The sequence below is a fragment of the Pseudomonas sp. SWRI92 genome (genome assembly GCF_014268685.1).
In the GTDB taxonomy this organism is placed as follows: domain Bacteria; phylum Pseudomonadota; class Gammaproteobacteria; order Pseudomonadales; family Pseudomonadaceae; genus Aquipseudomonas; species Aquipseudomonas marvdashtae.
In genome coordinates this window covers 154671-172477 of record NZ_JABWQY010000012.1, presented here as the reverse complement: position 1 = coordinate 172477, position 17807 = coordinate 154671, and the positions used below count along the sequence as shown (strand labels likewise).

Sequence of the window (17807 nt, the reverse complement as noted above, 5' to 3'; positions counted from 1 at the left end):
TTCAGCTCTTTCCAGGGCATGGTCAGATCCTCGCGAAATCGACCATGCCAGTTAATAACTGTTACCTATGTGCTTGAACTGATTTGTAACCCATGTGGGTGAGTCATACCCAAGCCTTTTTTGCTTACTTTTTTTGGCGTTTGAAAAAAAGTGAGTCGCCGTCAGGGCGGAACCCTAAGTAGCCGTTACCGCAGCAACGGATATGTACCCCGTCAATAGCTAAAAGGCCGCCTCACCCCGAAGCACGCCCCCCAGGCGCCACTCACGAAAGCCAAAGGTTGCGCCAGGCGCCACCCTCGACTCATGGGCAATGCCGGTGCATCGATCGAACCCTGGACCGACGATAACGGCAACCCCAACAGCGATAAACAAAAAGGGCCGGATCTCAAACTCAGCCCATTCGGCCTTACGCCTTCTACGGCGTGGGTTTGAACAAGTAAAACCCGCCCCAGGCCGGTGCATCGCGCGCTCGCGGCGCACCGGTACGGAGCGCTGTTTGCCCCAAAAAAGCCGGCGCAAACGATCAAATGCGTCAAAAGTTACAAAGATGCGACATTAAGGTACGTTCGTGCCACTGTTTCAGGCTTGAAACCCCTCTGGATCTTGCATTGGGTATGGGGCCTGCATAAGTATCCGCAGGACGACTCACGAGGTCGCCCTCAAATCCAAAAATGACAACAAATCATGAGGCCAACATGCTTAAACAAGCGGTCATTCCGTTTTTAGTCGGCGCAAGCTTACTAGCCAGCGCTCCTTTCGCTTCCGCCGCGACTAACCTGGTGTTCTGCTCCGAAGGCAGCCCGGCCGGTTTTGACCCTGGTCAGTACACCACCGGAACCGACTTCGACGCCTCTGCAGAAACCATGTTCAACCGCCTGACCCAGTTCGAGCGCGGCGGCACCGCCGTGATTCCTGGCCTGGCCACCAAGTGGGACATTTCCGAAGACGGCCTCTCCTATACCTTCCATCTGCGTGAAGGCGTCAAGTTCCACACCACCCCGTATTTCAAGCCGACCCGTGAATTCAACGCCGACGACGTGCTGTTCACCTTCAATCGCATGATCAATAAGGATGACCCGTTCCGTAAGGCCTATCCGACCGAATTCCCGTACTTCACCGACATGGGGATGGACACCAACATCACCAAGATCGATAAAGTCGACGACCACACCGTCAAGTTCACCCTGAAAGATGTAGACGCCGCGTTCATCCAGAACCTGGCCATGAGCTTCGCCTCGATCCAGTCCGCCGAATACGCCGCCCAGTTGCTCAAGGATGGCAAGGCCCCCGACATCAACCAGAAGCCCGTCGGCACCGGCCCATTCGTCTTCAAGAGCTACCAGAAAGACTCCAACATCCGCTACACCGGGAACAAGGACTATTGGAAGCCTGAGGACGTGAAGATCGACAACCTGATCTTCGCCATCACCACCGACCCGTCGGTGCGTATCCAGAAGCTGAAGAAAAACGAGTGCCAGATCACCCTCTTCCCACGCCCTGCCGACCTCAAGGCCCTCAAGGACGACAAAGCGCTGAAGATGCCTGACCAGGCGGGTTTCAACCTGGGTTATGTGGCTTACAACGTGATGGACAAAGTCAAAGGCGACGACAAGCCCAACCCACTGGCTGACCTGCGCGTTCGTCAAGCCTTGGACATGGCCGTGAACAAGCAACAGATCATCGACTCTGTGTACCAAGGTGCAGGCCAACTGGCGGTCAACGCCATGCCACCGACCCAGTGGTCCTACGACACCACCATCAAAGATGCCAAATACGACCCTGAAAAAGCCAAGGCGCTGCTCAAGGAAGCCGGCGTCAAGGAAGGCACAGAGATCGTTCTGTGGGCCATGCCGGTTCAGCGTCCGTACAACCCGAACGCCAAACTGATGGCAGAAATGCTGCAGAACGACTGGTCCAAGATCGGCTTGAAGGTCAAGATCACCAGCTACGAATGGGGCGAGTACATCAAACGCTCCAAGGGCGGCGAGAACCAGGCCATGATCATTGGCTGGAGCGGTGACAACGGTGACCCGGACAACTGGCTCAACGTGCTGTTCGGCTGCGACTCGCTGGCGGGCAACAACTTCTCCAAATGGTGCGACAAGAAATTCGACGGCCTCGTGAAAGAAGCCAAGCGCACCACCGACCAGGCCAAGCGCACCGAACTCTACAAACAGGCGCAACACGTCCTCAAGGACGCGGTGCCAATGACACCTATCGCTCACTCGACGGTGTATCAACCCATGCGCGCCAACGTGCAGGATTTCAAGATCAGCCCCTTTGGCTTGAACTCCTTCTACGGCGTCAGCGTCAGCAAATAACGATGGGCAACGGCGACGTTTTCAACGTCGCCGTTGCTTTATCTGCCGAGACCAAGACCCAGGAAATTGCCTACATCCAAAAGCACTGCGTACCACAGCAGTTGGTTTAGGACGTGTCGCCTTTTCCCACAAGTCTTTCAGGCATTACGCATATACCGCCTGGTCCACGACTCTTACCGTCGGGGCTGACGGTTTGCCAATCCTGCGGCATCGCTGTTTACGCAATGGAATGAGCCCAGTGCCCCGGACCTGTCCCCGGAAGGACGCCGGTTCACTGTCAAACACCCCGAACGAGAGAGGGAGCGTCATGCGCCATACCTTGGTTTTATCCGCATTGCTGGGCACCGGCCTGCTGGCCACCACATCCGCAGCCCAGGCCGCCGGCGGCAGCCTGGTGTTCTGTTCCGAAGGCAGCCCCGCCGGTTTCGACACCGCGCAGTACACCACGGCCACCGACAACGATGCCGCCGAACCGCTGTACAACCGCCTGGCCGAGTTTGAAAAAGGCGCGACCAACGTCGTCCCGGGCCTGGCAACGAGCTGGGACATTTCCGAAGACGGCCTGAAGTACACCTTCCACCTGCGCGAAGGGGTGAAATTCCACACCACCGACTACTTCACGCCGACCCGGGATTTCAACGCCGACGACGTGCTGTTCACCTTCAACCGCATGCTTGACCCGCAACATCCGTTCCGCAAGGCCTACCCCACCGAGTTCCCGTACTTCAACGGCATGAGCCTGAACAAGAACATCGCCAAGGTGGAAGCGACCGGGCCGTTGACCGTGGTCATGACCCTCAACAGCGTGGACGCCGCGTTCATCCAGAACATCGCCATGAGTTTCGCCGCGATCCTCTCGGCCGAATACGCGGATCAGTTGCTCAAGGGCGGCAAGCCGAGCGACATCAACCAGAAGCCGATCGGCACCGGGCCGTTCGAGTTCAAGAGCTACCAGAAAGACTCCAACATCCGCTTCGTCGCCAACGATAAGTACTGGGCACCGGAACGGGTGAAACTGAAGAACCTGATTTTCTCCATCAACACCGACGCCTCGGTGCGAGTGCAGAAGCTAAAGGCCAACGAATGCCAGGTCACCCTGCATCCGCGTCCCGCCGACGTGCCGGCCTTGAAGAACGACCCCAAGCTGCAACTGATCGAAAAGCCGGGCTTCAACCTCGGCTACATCGCCTACAACACCCGCCACAAGCCGTTCGACCAGGTCGAAGTGCGCCGGGCGCTGGACATGGCGGTGAACAAGCAAGGCATTCTCAACGCCGTGTACCAGGGCGCGGGGCAACTGGCGCAGAACGCCATGCCACCGACCCAATGGTCCTACGATGAGACCATCAAGGACACGCCCTACAACCCGGAAAAAGCCAAGGAGTTGCTCAAGGCCGCCGGCGTCAAGGAAGGCACCGAGATCACCCTCTGGGCCATGCCCGTGCAACGCCCGTACAACCCCAACGCCAAGCTGATGGCCGAGATGCTCCAGGCCGACTGGGCGAAGATCGGCTTGAAAGTGAAGATCGTCAGCTACGAATGGGGCGAGTACATCAAGCGCACCAAGAACGGCGAGCACGACATCAGTCTGATCGGCTGGACCGGCGACAATGGCGACCCGGACAACTGGCTGGGCACGCTGTACAGCTGCGACGCCATCGGTGGCAACAACTACTCCATGTGGTGTGACCAGGATTACGACAAGCTGATCAAGCAGGCCAAGGTCGTCACCGACCGCGACCAGCGCACCGTGCTCTACAAACAGGCCCAGCAGTTGCTCAAGCAGCAAGTGCCGATCACCCCTGTTGCACACTCGACGGTCAACCAGCCGCTGAGCACCAAAGTCGAAGGGTTCAAAGTCAGCCCCTTCGGTCGCAACGTCTTCTCGGGCGTCAGCCTGAACCCATAACCGTCTAGCCACACAGCGCGGGCTTCCCTTTGGAAGCCCCACGCCGACGTCTTGCCGTAATTCGCCAATCAGGCGTCAAGCAAACGTTTGCAAGCTGTTAATGAGTTGTAAAACCGATAGCCGTATCACCAAAAAAGAACGGCATGAAAAAGAAAGAAAAAGGAGCGTTACCCATGAAACTGAGCAGCACCGCGATACTGGCCTTGGCCATCAGCAGCATCACCGCCACGGCTTACGCAGAATCGCAGAGCCAGGCGTTCAATCCGGTGACCGTCAAGACCACCAGCGCTCAATCCGAAGCCACCGGTTTCGTAGAAGGCCAGTCGGTCAGTGGCACCACCCGTAACTGGTATTCCAACGAACTGAGACGCCGCGGCAGCGCGTTCAGCTACACGCGCGACGGTGTTGAACACCGCGATTCGCGCCGTACCAACTGGGTCCAGGGCACCATCCTGAACTACACCTCCGGCTTCACCCAAGGCACCGTTGGCTTCAGCACCGAAGTCGCGGCCTATAACGCGATCGCGTTGCTCGGCGACCACGATGACATCATGGGCGGTTCCAACCGTACCCTGGCGCACTCCGACGGCGACGCCGTCGACCAATGGAGCAAACTGGGCCTGGCGAACGTCAAGGCACGCGTTTCCAACACCACGCTGACCGCCGGTCGCCAAAACTTCAGCAGCCCGATGGTCGACGTCATCGGTAACCGCGCCCTGCCTTCGAGCTTCCAGGGTGTGAGCCTGCACAGCGAAGAACTCGAGAACCTGGCATTCGACGTCGCGACCTTCGACCGCAACTCTCCACGCACCGAGCAAAGCCTCGCCAAGTTCCGCTCCGAATACGGCAGTTCCTCGGCCGAAGCTGATCACGTGAACACCGCTGGTATCACTTACCAGCCATTCGCCAGCCTCACCACCAGCCTGTGGGGCACCCAGGCCGAAGACCTGTGGAACCAATACTACTTCGGCGCCAGTCACGTATTGGGCGACAGCTCGGTGCTGAGCCTGACCACCGGCCTGAACTACTACAGGACTGTGGATTCGGGCAAAAGCGAACTGGGTGATATCGACAACAATACCTACTCCCTGTCGTTTGGTCTGACTCACCAGGCCCACAGCCTGACGTTCTCGTACCAGGAAGTGGACGGTAACGAGTACTTCGACTACCTGCACGAAACCAACGGCATCTACCTGGCCAACTCCCTGCTGTCGGACTTCAACGGTCCGAACGAGAAATCCTTCCAGATCGCCTACGGCCTGAACATGGCCGAATACGGCGTGCCTGGCCTGAAGTTCAACATCTACCAGGCTCGCGGCTGGGGCATCGATGGTACGCATTACAACAGCACCGGCTATTCCGATGTGAGAGCCATGGACGGTGAGCATCACTACGAATACGGCATCGGTGCGTCGTACGCCGTACAAAGCGGCCCGCTGAAAGCCACCGCTGTACGCGCCACCTACACCACGCACCGCGCCAGCGAAAACCAGGCTGATGGCAACCTCAACGAATTCCGCCTGGTCACCACCATCCCGTTCAACATTCTCTAACCTTTCCACCGACGGTCGACCCACAAGGTCGACCGCTCGGTTTTTTGCCGTTCAACCGATTGCAGAGGATTGACGATGAACATGATTCCCCTACGCGCCGCCATCGCCGCCGCGCTGCTGAGTGTCGCCGTTGGCGCCACGGCCAAACCCTTGGTGGTTTGTACAGAAGCCAGCCCGGAAGGCTTCGACATTGTCCAGTACACGACTGCAGTCACCGCCGACGCCGCGGCAGAAACCATTTTCAATCGCCTGGCCGACTTCAAGCCCGGCACCACCGATGTGATTCCGGCCCTGGCTGAATCCTGGGACATCAGTGACGACGGCCTGACGTACACCTTTCACCTGCGCAAAGGCGTCAAGTTCCACACCACCGAATACTTCAAGCCGACCCGCGACATGAACGCTGACGATGTGGTCTGGAGCTTCCAGCGCCAGCTGGACCCGAATCACCCGTGGCACAAACTGTCGAGCGTGGGCTTCCCGTACTTTGAAAGCATGGGTTTCAAGGAACTGTTGAAAAACGTCGAGAAAGTCGATGAGCACACGGTCAAGTTCACCCTGACCCGCCGCGAAGCGCCGTTCCTGGCCGACATCGCCATGGCCTTCTCCTCGATCTACCCGGCCGAATACGCCGACCAGTTGCTCAAGGCCAATAAGGCCGGCGACTTGAACAGCAAGCCGATCGGCACCGGCCCCTTCGTGTTCCAGCGCTACAACAAGGACGCCCAGGTTCGCTTCAAGGCCAACCCGGACTACTTCCGTGGCAAGCCGCCGGCCGATGCACTGATTTTGGCCATCGCCACCGACAACAACGTGCGCATGCAGAAGCTCAAGACCAATGAGTGCCAGATTGCGCTGTACCCCAAGCCCGATGACATCCCCAGCATCAAGAAAGACCCGAACCTGAAGGTCACCGAGCTGGACGCGATGACCGTTTCCTACACCGCGCTGAACACCAGCCACAAATACATGAGCGACGTGCGGGTGCGCAAAGCCATCGACCTGGCCTTCGACAAGGAAGCCTACGTCAACGCGCTGTTTGGCAAGGGCAACGCCACCGTCGCGGTCAACCCGTACCCGCCAACGCTGCTGGGCTACAACCACGACCTGAAGAACCCGACCCGCGACCTGGACAAGGCTCGCCAGTTACTCAAGGAAGCCGGCGTGCCGGAAGGCACCGTGTTCACCCTGTTCACCCGCAACGGCGGTGGCCCGACCAACCCCAATCCGATGCTCGGCGCGCAGATGATGCAGGCCGACCTGGCGAAAGTCGGGATCAAGGTCGATATCCGCGTGATGGAATGGGGCGAAATGCTCAAGCGCGCGAAAAACGGCGAGCACGACATGGTCTCCGCCGGATGGGCGGGCGACAACGGCGACCCGGATAACTTCCTGACGCCTATGCTCAGTTGCGAAGCGGCCAAGAACGGCGAAAACTACGCGCGCTGGTGCAATGAGAAATTCCAGGCGCTGCTCGACCAGGCACGCGCCACAGTGAACCCCGAGGAGCGCGCCAAGCTCTATGAACAGGCCCAGGTGATTTTCAACCAGGACCAGCCATGGATCAGCATGGCCCACACCCGGATGTTCACGGCAATGCGCAAGAACGTAGAGGGCTACGTGATTAGCCCGCTCACCACCAATAACTTCGCCACCACCCAGGTGAAGTAGATAAGAAAACGTCCTTGGACGCTTGACCCCAAGCGTCCAAGGACACGCCTAACCGGCTGATGAGGTACACCTGAAGATGTTTAGTTTTATTGCCCGCCGACTGGGGTTATTGATCCCCACGTTCTTCGGCATCACCTTGCTGACTTTCGCGTTGATTCGCATGATCCCCGGCGACCCCGTGGAAGTGATGATGGGCGAACGTCGGGTCGATCCCGAAATGCATGCACAGGCAATGGAACGCCTTGGCCTCAACAAACCGCTGTATGCCCAGTACCTGGACTACATCGGCAAACTGGCCCAGGGCGATCTCGGCGAATCGCTGCGCACCCGCGAAAGCGTCTGGACCGAGTTCAGCTCCCTGTTTCCCGCGACCCTGGAATTGTCCCTGGCCGCGCTGTTGTTCGCCGGCATCCTGGGCCTGCTGGCCGGGGTGATTGCGGCACTCAAACGAGGATCCCTGTTCGACCATGGGGTGATGGGCATCTCCCTGGCGGGGTATTCGATGCCGATCTTCTGGTGGGGCCTGATCCTGATCATGTTCTTCTCGGTGTCCCTGGGCTGGACGCCGGTGTCGGGACGGATCGACCTGCTCTACGACATCGAGCCGAAAACCGGTTTCATGCTGATCGACACACTGCTGGCCGATGAGCCGGGCGCGTTCCTCGATGCCTTGCACCACCTGATCCTGCCGGCCATCGTGCTGGGCACCATTCCGCTGGCGGTGATCGCCCGCATGACCCGTTCCTCGATGCTCGAAGTGCTGCGCGAGGACTACATCCGCACCGCCCGCGCCAAAGGCCTGTCGCCGTCGCGCGTGGTGTTCGTGCATGGCCTGCGCAACGCACTGATTCCGGTGCTGACCGTGGTCGGCCTGCAAGTCGGCACTCTGCTGGCCGGTGCGGTCCTGACCGAAACGATCTTCTCCTGGCCGGGCATCGGCAAGTGGCTGATCGAAGCCATCGGCGCCCGGGACTATCCCGTGGTGCAGAACGGCATCCTGTTAATCGCCTGCCTGGTGATTCTGGTCAACTTCGTCGTGGACATCCTCTACGGCTTTGCCAACCCACGCATCCGTCACCAGCGCTGAGATCAAAACCATGAGTACTCCAACTACCGCGGTAGCAGTCGATCAAAGCCTGCTGTATCCGTCCCCTTACAAAGAATTCTGGCAGGCGTTTTCCCGCAACAAGGGCGCCGTGGCCGGGCTGATGTTCATGATCCTGATCGTGTTCTGCGCACTCTTCGCGCCGTGGGTCGCGCCGCACGACCCGAGCGAGCAATACCGTGACTTCCTGCTGACGCCGCCGGCGTGGCTAGAAGGCGGGCAAATGCAATTCCTGCTGGGCACCGACGAGCTGGGCCGCGACCTGCTGTCGCGCCTGATCCAGGGTTCGCGCCTGTCGCTGCTGATCGGCTTGTCGTCGGTGGTGATGTCGCTGATCCCGGGCATCCTGCTGGGGCTGTTCGCCGGGTTCTTCCCGCGCATCCTCGGCCCGACCATCATGCGCCTGATGGACATCATGCTCGCCCTGCCATCGCTGCTGCTGGCCGTGGCGATCGTCGCCATCCTCGGCCCAGGCCTGATCAACACCGTGATCGCCATCGCCATCGTCTCGCTGCCGTCCTACGTGCGCCTGACCCGCGCCGCCGTGATGGGCGAACTGAACCGCGACTACGTGACCGCCGCCCGCCTGGCCGGTGCCGGCCTGCCGCGCCTGATGTTCATCACCGTGCTGCCCAACTGCATGGCACCGCTGATCGTCCAGGCGACGCTGAGCTTTTCCTCGGCGATCCTCGATGCCGCCGCCCTGGGTTTCCTCGGCCTCGGCGTACAACCGCCAACCCCTGAGTGGGGCACCATGCTGGCTTCGGCCCGCGACTACATCGAACGCGCGTGGTGGGTCGTGAGCCTGCCTGGCTTGACCATTTTGCTCAGCGTGCTGGCAATCAACCTGATGGGCGACGGGCTGCGCGATGCGCTGGACCCCAAACTCAAGAATGCCGCCTGAGGAGATTCCCATGTCACTGCTAGAAATCAAGAATCTCAACGTCCGCTTCGGCGACGCCACCGCCGTGCCGGTGGTCGACGGCCTGGACCTGAGCGTGGATAAAGGCGAAGTATTGGCCATCGTCGGCGAATCGGGCTCGGGTAAATCCGTGACCATGATGGCGCTGATGGGCCTGATCGAGCACCCCGGCATCGTCACCGCCGATGCGCTGAACTTCGACGGCAAGAACATGCTCAAGCTGAGCAACCGCCAGCGCCGCCAGATCGTCGGCAAGGACCTGGCGATGGTCTTCCAGGACCCGATGACCGCGCTCAACCCCAGCTACACCGTGGGTTTCCAGATCGAAGAAGTGCTGCGCCTGCATTTGAAGATGTCCGGCAAGGCCGCCCGCAAGCGCGCTATCGAATTGCTGGAAAAAGTCGAGATCCCCGGCGCCTCCAGCCGCATGGACGCCTACCCGCATCAACTGTCCGGCGGCATGAGCCAGCGCGTGGCGATTGCCATGGCGATTGCCGGCGAGCCAAAACTGTTGATCGCCGACGAACCGACCACCGCCCTCGACGTGACCATCCAGGCGCAGATCATGGACCTGCTGCTGGCCCTGCAAAAAGAACAGGACATGGGCCTGGTGCTGATCACCCACGACCTCGCCGTGGTGGCCGAAACCGCCCAGCGCGTGTGCGTGATGTACGCCGGCCAAGCCGTGGAAGTGGGCCAGGTGCCGGAGCTGTTCGACATCCCGGCGCACCCCTACAGCGAAGCGCTGCTGGCGGCGATTCCGGAGCACAGCATGGGCGCCGAGCGCCTGGCGACCTTGCCCGGCATCGTGCCCGGCCGCTACGACCGCCCGAAGGGCTGCCTGCTGTCGCCGCGCTGCCCGTACGTGCGCGATAATTGCCGCCACGAGCGCCCAGCCCTCGACCCGAAATCCAACAGCCTCGCCCGCTGCTTCTACCCGTTGAACCAGGAGGTGGCGTGATGGCCGTCGTACTTACCGCCCGTGACCTGACCCGTCATTACGAAGTGTCCCGTGGCATGTTCAAGGGCCATGCGACCGTGCGCGCCCTCAACGGCGTGTCGTTCGAACTCGAAGCCGGCAAGACCCTGGCCGTGGTGGGCGAATCCGGTTGCGGCAAATCCACCCTCGCCCGTGCCCTGACGCTGATCGAAGAGCCGTCCTCCGGCTCCTTGAAAATCGCCGGCCAGGAAGTGGCCGGGGCCAACAAGGCCGAACGCAAACAACTGCGCAAAGACGTGCAGATGGTCTTCCAGAGCCCCTACGCGTCCCTCAACCCACGGCAGAAGATCGGTGATCAACTGGCTGAGCCATTGCTGATCAACACCAACCTGTCGGCCACCGAACGGCGCGACAAAGTCCAGGCGATGATGAAGCAGGTGGGCTTGCGTCCCGAGCATTACCAGCGCTACCCGCATATGTTCTCCGGCGGCCAGCGCCAGCGCATCGCCCTGGCCCGCGCCATGATGCTGCAACCCAAGGTGTTGGTGGCGGACGAACCGACCTCGGCCCTGGACGTGTCGATCCAGGCCCAAGTGTTGAACCTGTTCATGGACCTGCAGCAGGAATTCAACACTGCCTACGTGTTCATTTCCCACAACCTGGCGGTGGTGCAACACGTCGCCGATGACGTGATGGTGATGTACCTCGGCCGCCCAGTGGAAATGGGCCCCAACGAGTCCATCTACAGCCGCCCGCTGCACCCGTACACCCAGGCGCTGCTGTCGGCCACCCCGACCATCCACCCGGACCCGAACAAGCCGAAGATCAAGATCGTCGGCGAACTGCCCAACCCGCTCAACCCACCGTCCGGCTGCGCCTTCCACAAGCGCTGCCCGTACGCGACTGAGCGTTGCAAAACTGAAGAACCGGCCTTGCGCCCGTTGGATAACCGGTTGGTGGCGTGTCACTACGCCGAGCGGTTCCTCGACGGTGCGGCGTAAGGTGTAGGGCAAAGCAGATAGGGCACTTGTGGCGAGGGGATTTATCCCCGTTGGGCTGCGCAGCAGCCCTAAAGCAATGAACGCAATCTTCCCGGCACACCGAGTTGCCTGGTTTAGGGCTGCTGCGCAGCCCAGCGGGGATAAATCCCCTCGCCACAGAGGTAAATCTTCACCTTGGGTCATGCACCCAGAATGAAAAACCCCTCCAGCCCCACCTGAGTCTCAGTGGGGGCTGGAGGGGTTTTCTTCAGGTCAGGAATCTACGTCTGGCTATCGCCTTCTGCATCCTCATCGCCATCCGGCGTATCGATTGGCGAACCATCATCATCCTCGCCATCGTCCGGATCCCCCGCATCCGCATCGGTCGCGGCAAGCATCAACTCACCCTGAACCACCGAACCACTCGACGCGTGCTTCTCATGCTCATCGCATTCGGCCCACGCAGCGGTGGAACCGAGGGACAACATCACCAATACCTTTAGCAAAAACATCATGCGTAGCAGCTTATTCATAACCCATTCCTTCTGTTCCGGATAAAGCCGGGGCCCGACGGCGCTCAGGAAAATCTAGTTCTGAACAGGCCGGTTCACCAGATAAGACGCCACCGAACCAGCAGAAATGCCCTCGCCCGAAAGAATGGTTTCGAATAAGCGTTAAATCCAATCCAACTAACGCCACCCCTCTGTGGGGTCCGCACGATATAGGTGCTAACACCTGTCCTCATAAAGCCTTACAGAAAAATACCCAGCAACACGATGCGCTAGTCCCGAGGCTACGTTGCCTTGCGCCTTTGCCTACAACTAAGCCAGAATCCGCCCGCTTGTGCGCCTTGGAGCGGGACTTTATGGTTACCGGGTCGCTGAAAATCAGCGGTCGGGTTTAGCGACCCGAACCATAGGCACATAAGCAACCATGCTTCGTTGTAGGGTCCAACCCGCAACTACGTTATGGCGGCTGTATGTAGGAGACCTTCGGGTCTACCGGGTGCCTATGTCCGGTTCGCTAACCTGCGTGCAGTCGCCACCATTCTGTTTAGCGACAGGTCTTGGCGGCTCTCATTTCCCATAGGAGCGTCATCATGTTCAAAGCCACACCCAATCCCCCTGAATCAGATCCCACCTCTGCCTACTCAAGCCTCGACCCGGAAAAATTCCACGAAGCCACTGAGCGGGCGCTCGATTATTATCTGAAGCCGGAACAGGCAAAGCCCAAGAAAGATCTACCAGCAAGTCAGCTCTTCACAGTCGTCGAGAGCATCGACACTGAAAGCCTGCTCGCCAACCTCAGCGAAAACCTGGCCTCCGCCAACGCCATGATCAGTGACCTGGCATTTGACCTTGAAGGTTCTCGCCGACATGTTGCGATGGGGATCCTGCAGGTGATTGAGGTGAGTGAACTGCTGGCGAATCGGGCGCTGGATATCGCCGATCCACGCTAGCAACTCGCCGCACATCAAAAGGGTGGCCGGCATTTGTAGGTGCCTCGACTACAAGGCCGGCAGCCCGTCCATGCATGCTGACCCACTGCCATCGCGAGCAATCGCTCCCACAGATAATTACTCATGGTTAAGACAAGTGCAGACAATAAAAAACCCCGCAACTTTCGCAGCGGGGTTTTCGGTTTCAACGCTTGATGCTTAGTGATGCTCACGCGTCGCGCGGAATTTCACATCCGGCCAGCGCTCTTCCATCAGTGCCAGATTCACCCGCGTAGGCGCCAGGTAGGTCAAATGACCACCGCCATCCAGCGCGAGGTTTTCCACGGCCTTGTTGGAGAATTCCTCGAGCTTTTTCTTGTCGCCGCATTCGATCCAACGGGCGGAGTACACGGTGATCGGCTCGTAGGAGCACTCGACCTTGTATTCCTCTTTCAAACGGCTGGCGACGACGTCGAACTGCAGCACACCGACGGCGCCGAGGATGATGTCGTTGCTGCGCTCCGGGAAGAACACCTGGGTGGCGCCCTCTTCAGCCAGTTGCTGCAAACCTTGGCGCAGCTGCTTGGACTTGAGCGGGTCCTTCAGGCGCACGCGGCGGAACAGTTCCGGGGCGAAGTGCGGGATGCCGGTGAAGCCCAGGGCCTCGCCTTCGGTGAAGGTGTCGCCGATCTGGATAGTGCCGTGGTTGTGCAAACCGATGATGTCACCGGCGAAGGCTTCTTCCAGTTGCTCGCGCTCCGAGGAGAAGAAGGTCAAGGCGTCGCCGATGCGCACGTCCTTGCCGGTGCGCACATGGCGCATCTTCATGCCTTTTTCGTATTTGCCGGAGCAGATGCGCATGAAGGCGATGCGGTCGCGGTGCTTGGGGTCCATGTTCGCCTGGATCTTGAACACGAAGCCGGCGAATTTTTCTTCCACCGGCTCCACGGTGCGCTCGTTGGCGACGCGGGGCAGCGGGCGGGGGGCCCAGTCGACCACCGCGTCGAGCACATGGTCGACGCCGAAGTTGCCCAGGGCGGTGCCGAAGAACACCGGGGTCAGTTGGCCGTCGAGGAATTCCTGCTGGTTGAACTCATGGCAGGCGCCCTGCACCAGTTCCAACTGGTCGACGAAGCGGTCGTACTCGTCGCCCAGGTGCGCACGAGCCTCGTCGGAATCGAGCTTCTCGATGATCTTGACGTCGGTGCGCTCGTGCCCGTGACCGGCGGTGTAGACGATGATGTAGTCGTCGGCCAGGTGGTACACGCCCTTGAAGTCGCGGTAGCAACCGATCGGCCAGGTGATCGGCGCCGCCTTGATCTTCAGGACCGCTTCGATTTCGTCGAGCAGTTCGATCGGGTCGCGGATGTCGCGGTCGAGTTTGTTGATGAAGCTGACAATCGGCGTGTCCCGCAGACGGCAGACGTCCATCAGCGCGATGGTCCGTGGCTCGACGCCCTTACCGCCGTCGAGGACCATCAAGGCCGAGTCCACCGCGGTCAGGGTGCGGTAGGTGTCTTCGGAGAAGTCTTCGTGACCAGGGGTGTCGAGCAGGTTGATCATGTGATCGCGATACGGGAACTGCATGACCGACGTGGTAATCGAAATACCCCGTTGTTTTTCCATTTCCATCCAGTCGGAGGTGGCATGGCGGTCGGACTTGCGGGATCTCACCGTGCCGGCGACCGCAATCGCCTTGCCCATCAGCAAGAGCTTTTCGGTGATGGTGGTTTTACCGGCATCGGGGTGGGAAATAATGGCGAAAGTGCGGCGTTTCGCGACTTCGGCGGCCTGTTTGGTCATGGGAAATCGCCTGGCAGGTGATTCAAAAAAGGGCGCCGATTATAGCTCAGAACCCTTCCTAGGGACCACCTGCCCAAGCGCAGCCTAACGACCCGCCTCCATTGACAGCGCACGCCCAACGCACGAATCAGACATCTTCTTCTCCGCTGCCCAGCCCCAGCGGTTCAGGAGGAGATAGCCTGATCAGCGGGAATAAACTCAAATTTCGCGTCATTGGCGGCCGTTTGAGGAAGCGTAATCTTGATCATGGGAATCCAAATGCCGGTCTGCGTTTTAAAGTCCCGTTGATCATATCGAGCGCCAACCTTACCCGTATTATCGATGTAAAAAACCGCCTCAATCGGAAGGGTCTGGCCAAGATTTTGCGCCCATTTTTTTATGCGGAATTCATTCTGCACAGGAAAGGCGGAGGCTGGAAGTTGCCCCAGGGCCTTCACGCCCTCAGTGAACGCACGGGCGCCTTGTTCATTCAGCTCGTCACGAACATCGAAGCCACACAATGCGCCGTACATACCCGCGTTAGCGTTGAAGTGGGCAATATATTGCGCGGCTGTGGTAATACCTTGGGATTGGCAAGGTCGGCTGTTGGGGCGATTTGGGTATTGGCCACAACCTTCGTCAGGTCGATGGTCGGTGGCGCCGTCGACTGGAAAGAAACACAGCACCGCCAATGAGATCTTTCCCGTCGGTTTAAAGAACTCTGGATAAAGAATAAAACCATTATTGTAGCCAAATACCAATTTGCCGAACTTCGCGTCTTTACGCAACCAAGAGAAAGAAACGCCCGTGGATGTCGGGTTGGGATTCCAGAAATGAAACTGCGTAGAGTGTTGGGTTGCCCGTAGCGTCACCCCTGTGCATAAGAACGACGGCGCCGAGGGGTTGTTGCGACACATGGGCAAGACGTTGTTGTAGGCTTCCGTGAGATAGGCCGCTATTTCTGGACCGGTACCTGCGCCTTGGACCCCAGCGCCATGAGAGTCGACAGTCTGCCCTGGCAGCTCATGCACAGTGCTCGTTTCCAATTCATGTGTCGCACAGCCAGCTGTCAATAATAAAAACAGCGCAATGTAAAATTGTCTTTTCATTTCAGGTTTCCTTACATGAACGAACAAGGCGCTAAATTAGCGGTGTTTCTTCACGCTTATCTCGCTAAGAACTTGATCTACGCTACAGAAGCGATCCCCTTCGAACACCTGTCAACTTTCACAGCGCTTAATACTTATTTGAAATAAAAAAAAGAATGATCTTGTCAACCGAACGGAAGAGAAGTGATCACCGAGAGCAAGCCCCAGGGAACCTTTTGACCGGTGCATACGTCCACTCCCTTTGCTACGGCCGTCCGTCAGGGTCTGAAAAATCAGCAAGTTAGCCTGACGAGGCTGCGCTCATGGCTCGCTTCGACGTCGTTTTACCGGCCTCGAAAAGAGCTGCTTCTCGCGAACGTTTTCCCGGCAACCAGTGATGGTTTGCCGCCCGGGTAAGCGTGCGCCGACTGAAAAAAAAGGAGTCCGCCTGTGGCTATCCGCTATGGCAAAGGGCTTATCGGGGGTGCGGTCGTCGTCGCCCTCCTGGCCTTGTTGGTCCACTGGATCGGCATCGATACGATCCACCGTTACCGCGACGACCTGCTGTTTTACTTGCAAGCGCACCTGATGCTTGTATTGGCCTCCATGCTGGCGGCCCTGATCGTCGGCATCCCCGCCGGCATCGCCCTCAGCCGCCCCGGCATGGTCGGGCGCGCCGAACGCTTCATGCAGGTGTTCAACATCGGCAATACCGTACCGCCCCTGGCCGTGCTGGCCATCGCCCTGGGCATCCTGGGTATCGGCAGCGGACCCGCCGTCTTCGCTCTGTTCCTCGCCTCGCTGCTGCCCATCGTGCGCAACACCTACGAAGGCTTGAAGAATGTCCAGGGCTCGCTCAAGGAAGCTGCCGTCGGCATCGGCATGACCCCACGCCAAGTGCTCTGGAAAGTCGAACTGCCCAACGCCGTGCCGATCATCGTCGGTGGCGTGCGCGTAGCGTTGGCGATCAACGTCGGCACCGCCCCGCTGGCTTTCCTGATCGGTGCCAATAGCCTTGGCAGCCTGATCTTCCCCGGCATTGCCTTGAACAACCAGCCGCAATTGTTGCTCGGCGCCGCTTGCACGGCGCTGCTGGCATTGCTGCTCGACGGTCTGGTGACCCTCGCCAGCCGCCTCTGGCTGGAACGTGGCTTGCGCCCGTCCTGAGCCTGGCTGGATAAAGGAATCGTTATGAAGAAGTTGAGCTTGATCCTGGGCTGCGTCCTGCTATTGGCAGGGTTTGTCCAAGCAGCTGAAAAACCATTGATCCGCCTCGGCGCACGGGTTTTTACCGAACAGACCTTGCTGGCGGAAATCACCGCCCAATACCTGCGCAGCAAAGGCTACGACGCGCAGATCACCGGCGGCCTGGGCAGCAACCTGGCCCGCAGCGCTCATGAAACCGGGCAGCTGGACCTGCTGTGGGAATACACCGGCGTGTCGCTGGTGGCCTACAACCACGTCACCGAGAAACTCGACAGCGCCCAGTCCTACGCCCGGGTAAAAGAACTCGACGGGAAAAAAGGCCTGGTCTGGCTGACGCCGTCGAAATTCAGCAACACCTACGCCTTGGCGCTGCCGGAGAAAGTCGCGAAGAAGTACCCGCAGATCAACTCCATCAGCCAATTGAATACGGTGTTGCAGGCCGAGGCCGGCGAAAATCACCTGGTGGCGCTGGACACCGAGTTCGCCAACCGCTCCGACGGTCTGGCCGGCATGGTCGAACAGTACGGCATGAACCTGACCCGCAAGAATATCCGGCAGATGGATGCAGGCCTGGTCTACACCGCCCTGCGCAACAGCCAAGTGTTTGCGGGGTTGGTCTACACCACCGACGGGCGCTTGAACGCGTTCAAACTGAAGTTGCTGGAAGACGACAAACACTACTTCCCCGACTACACCGCCGCGCCGGTGGTGCGCCAGGCATTCCTCGACGCACACCCACAACTCGCTGCACAACTCAAGCCGCTGGCCGAGCTGTTTGATGACGCAACCATGCGCCAGCTCAACGCCCGGGTGGACGTCGATCACGAAAGTCCTTCCGCCGTTGCCGCCGATTTCCTGCGCCAGCATTCGCTGCTCTCAACCCAATGACCTG

General features: G+C 59.4%; 14 protein-coding genes. 11 read left to right on the top strand and 3 right to left on the bottom strand.

What is annotated here, in order from left to right:
- Positions 1-695: 695 nt before the first annotated feature.
- The 8 genes from HU762_RS18970 to HU762_RS18935 all read left to right on the top strand — a co-directional run bounded on the left by HU762_RS18970 (position 696) and on the right by HU762_RS18935 (position 11422).
- Positions 696-2321 (top strand): ABC transporter substrate-binding protein, encoded by a 1626-nt coding sequence (locus HU762_RS18970; RefSeq protein ID WP_186639596.1) that lies wholly within the window; start codon positions 696-698, stop codon positions 2319-2321.
- A gap of 307 nt (positions 2322-2628) precedes the next feature.
- On the top strand, positions 2629-4230 hold the full coding sequence (locus HU762_RS18965) for an ABC transporter substrate-binding protein (RefSeq protein WP_186639594.1): 1602 nt from the start codon (positions 2629-2631) through the stop codon (positions 4228-4230).
- Between the two features lie 173 nt (positions 4231-4403).
- Positions 4404-5783 (top strand): OprD family porin, encoded by a 1380-nt coding sequence (locus HU762_RS18960; RefSeq protein ID WP_186639592.1) that lies wholly within the window; start codon positions 4404-4406, stop codon positions 5781-5783.
- Positions 5784-5858: 75 nt separating this feature from the next.
- Complete coding sequence (locus HU762_RS18955) at positions 5859-7454, top strand: ABC transporter substrate-binding protein (RefSeq protein ID WP_186639590.1); 1596 nt, start codon at positions 5859-5861, stop codon at positions 7452-7454.
- A 76-nt stretch (positions 7455-7530) separates the two neighbouring features.
- Positions 7531-8541, top strand: a complete 1011-nt coding sequence (locus HU762_RS18950; RefSeq protein WP_186639588.1) for an ABC transporter permease subunit — start codon at positions 7531-7533, stop codon at positions 8539-8541.
- Positions 8542-8551: 10 nt separating this feature from the next.
- Entirely contained in the window at positions 8552-9463 is a 912-nt protein-coding gene (locus HU762_RS18945) for an ABC transporter permease subunit (RefSeq protein ID WP_186639586.1), read from the top strand.
- A 10-nt stretch (positions 9464-9473) separates the two neighbouring features.
- Positions 9474-10442: an ABC transporter ATP-binding protein gene (locus tag HU762_RS18940; protein ID WP_186639584.1), complete on the top strand. Its 969-nt coding sequence runs from the start codon at positions 9474-9476 to the stop codon at positions 10440-10442.
- The gene (locus HU762_RS18935) at positions 10442-11422 is read left to right on the top strand and encodes a peptide ABC transporter ATP-binding protein (protein WP_186639582.1); all 981 of its coding nucleotides are present in this window, start codon (positions 10442-10444) and stop codon (positions 11420-11422) included. The genes HU762_RS18940 and HU762_RS18935 overlap by 1 nt, the downstream gene beginning before the upstream one ends.
- A gap of 260 nt (positions 11423-11682) precedes the next feature.
- Here HU762_RS18935 and HU762_RS18930 read toward each other — a convergent pair whose 3' ends face one another.
- On the bottom strand, positions 11683-11934 hold the full coding sequence (locus HU762_RS18930) for a hypothetical protein (RefSeq protein ID WP_186639580.1): 252 nt from the start codon (positions 11932-11934) through the stop codon (positions 11683-11685).
- A gap of 566 nt (positions 11935-12500) precedes the next feature.
- On the opposite strand from HU762_RS18930, the gene HU762_RS18925 reads away from it, so the two are divergent.
- Entirely contained in the window at positions 12501-12860 is a 360-nt protein-coding gene (locus HU762_RS18925; protein ID WP_186639578.1) for a DUF6124 family protein, read from the top strand.
- 198 nt (positions 12861-13058) lie between these two features.
- Here HU762_RS18925 and HU762_RS18920 read toward each other — a convergent pair whose 3' ends face one another.
- Both HU762_RS18920 and HU762_RS18915 read right to left on the bottom strand, forming a co-directional pair.
- On the bottom strand, positions 13059-14642 hold the full coding sequence (locus tag HU762_RS18920) for a peptide chain release factor 3 (RefSeq protein ID WP_186639576.1): 1584 nt from the start codon (positions 14640-14642) through the stop codon (positions 13059-13061).
- A 164-nt stretch (positions 14643-14806) separates the two neighbouring features.
- On the bottom strand, positions 14807-15730 hold the full coding sequence (locus tag HU762_RS18915; protein ID WP_186639574.1) for a hypothetical protein: 924 nt from the start codon (positions 15728-15730) through the stop codon (positions 14807-14809).
- A gap of 429 nt (positions 15731-16159) precedes the next feature.
- On the opposite strand from HU762_RS18915, the gene HU762_RS18910 reads away from it, so the two are divergent.
- Positions 16160-16876 (top strand): ABC transporter permease subunit, encoded by a 717-nt coding sequence (locus HU762_RS18910; RefSeq protein WP_186639572.1) that lies wholly within the window; start codon positions 16160-16162, stop codon positions 16874-16876.
- Positions 16877-16900: 24 nt separating this feature from the next.
- Positions 16901-17803, top strand: coding sequence for a glycine betaine ABC transporter substrate-binding protein (locus HU762_RS18905; protein WP_186639570.1), 903 nt, complete (start codon positions 16901-16903; stop codon positions 17801-17803).
- Positions 17804-17807: the final 4 nt, after the last annotated feature.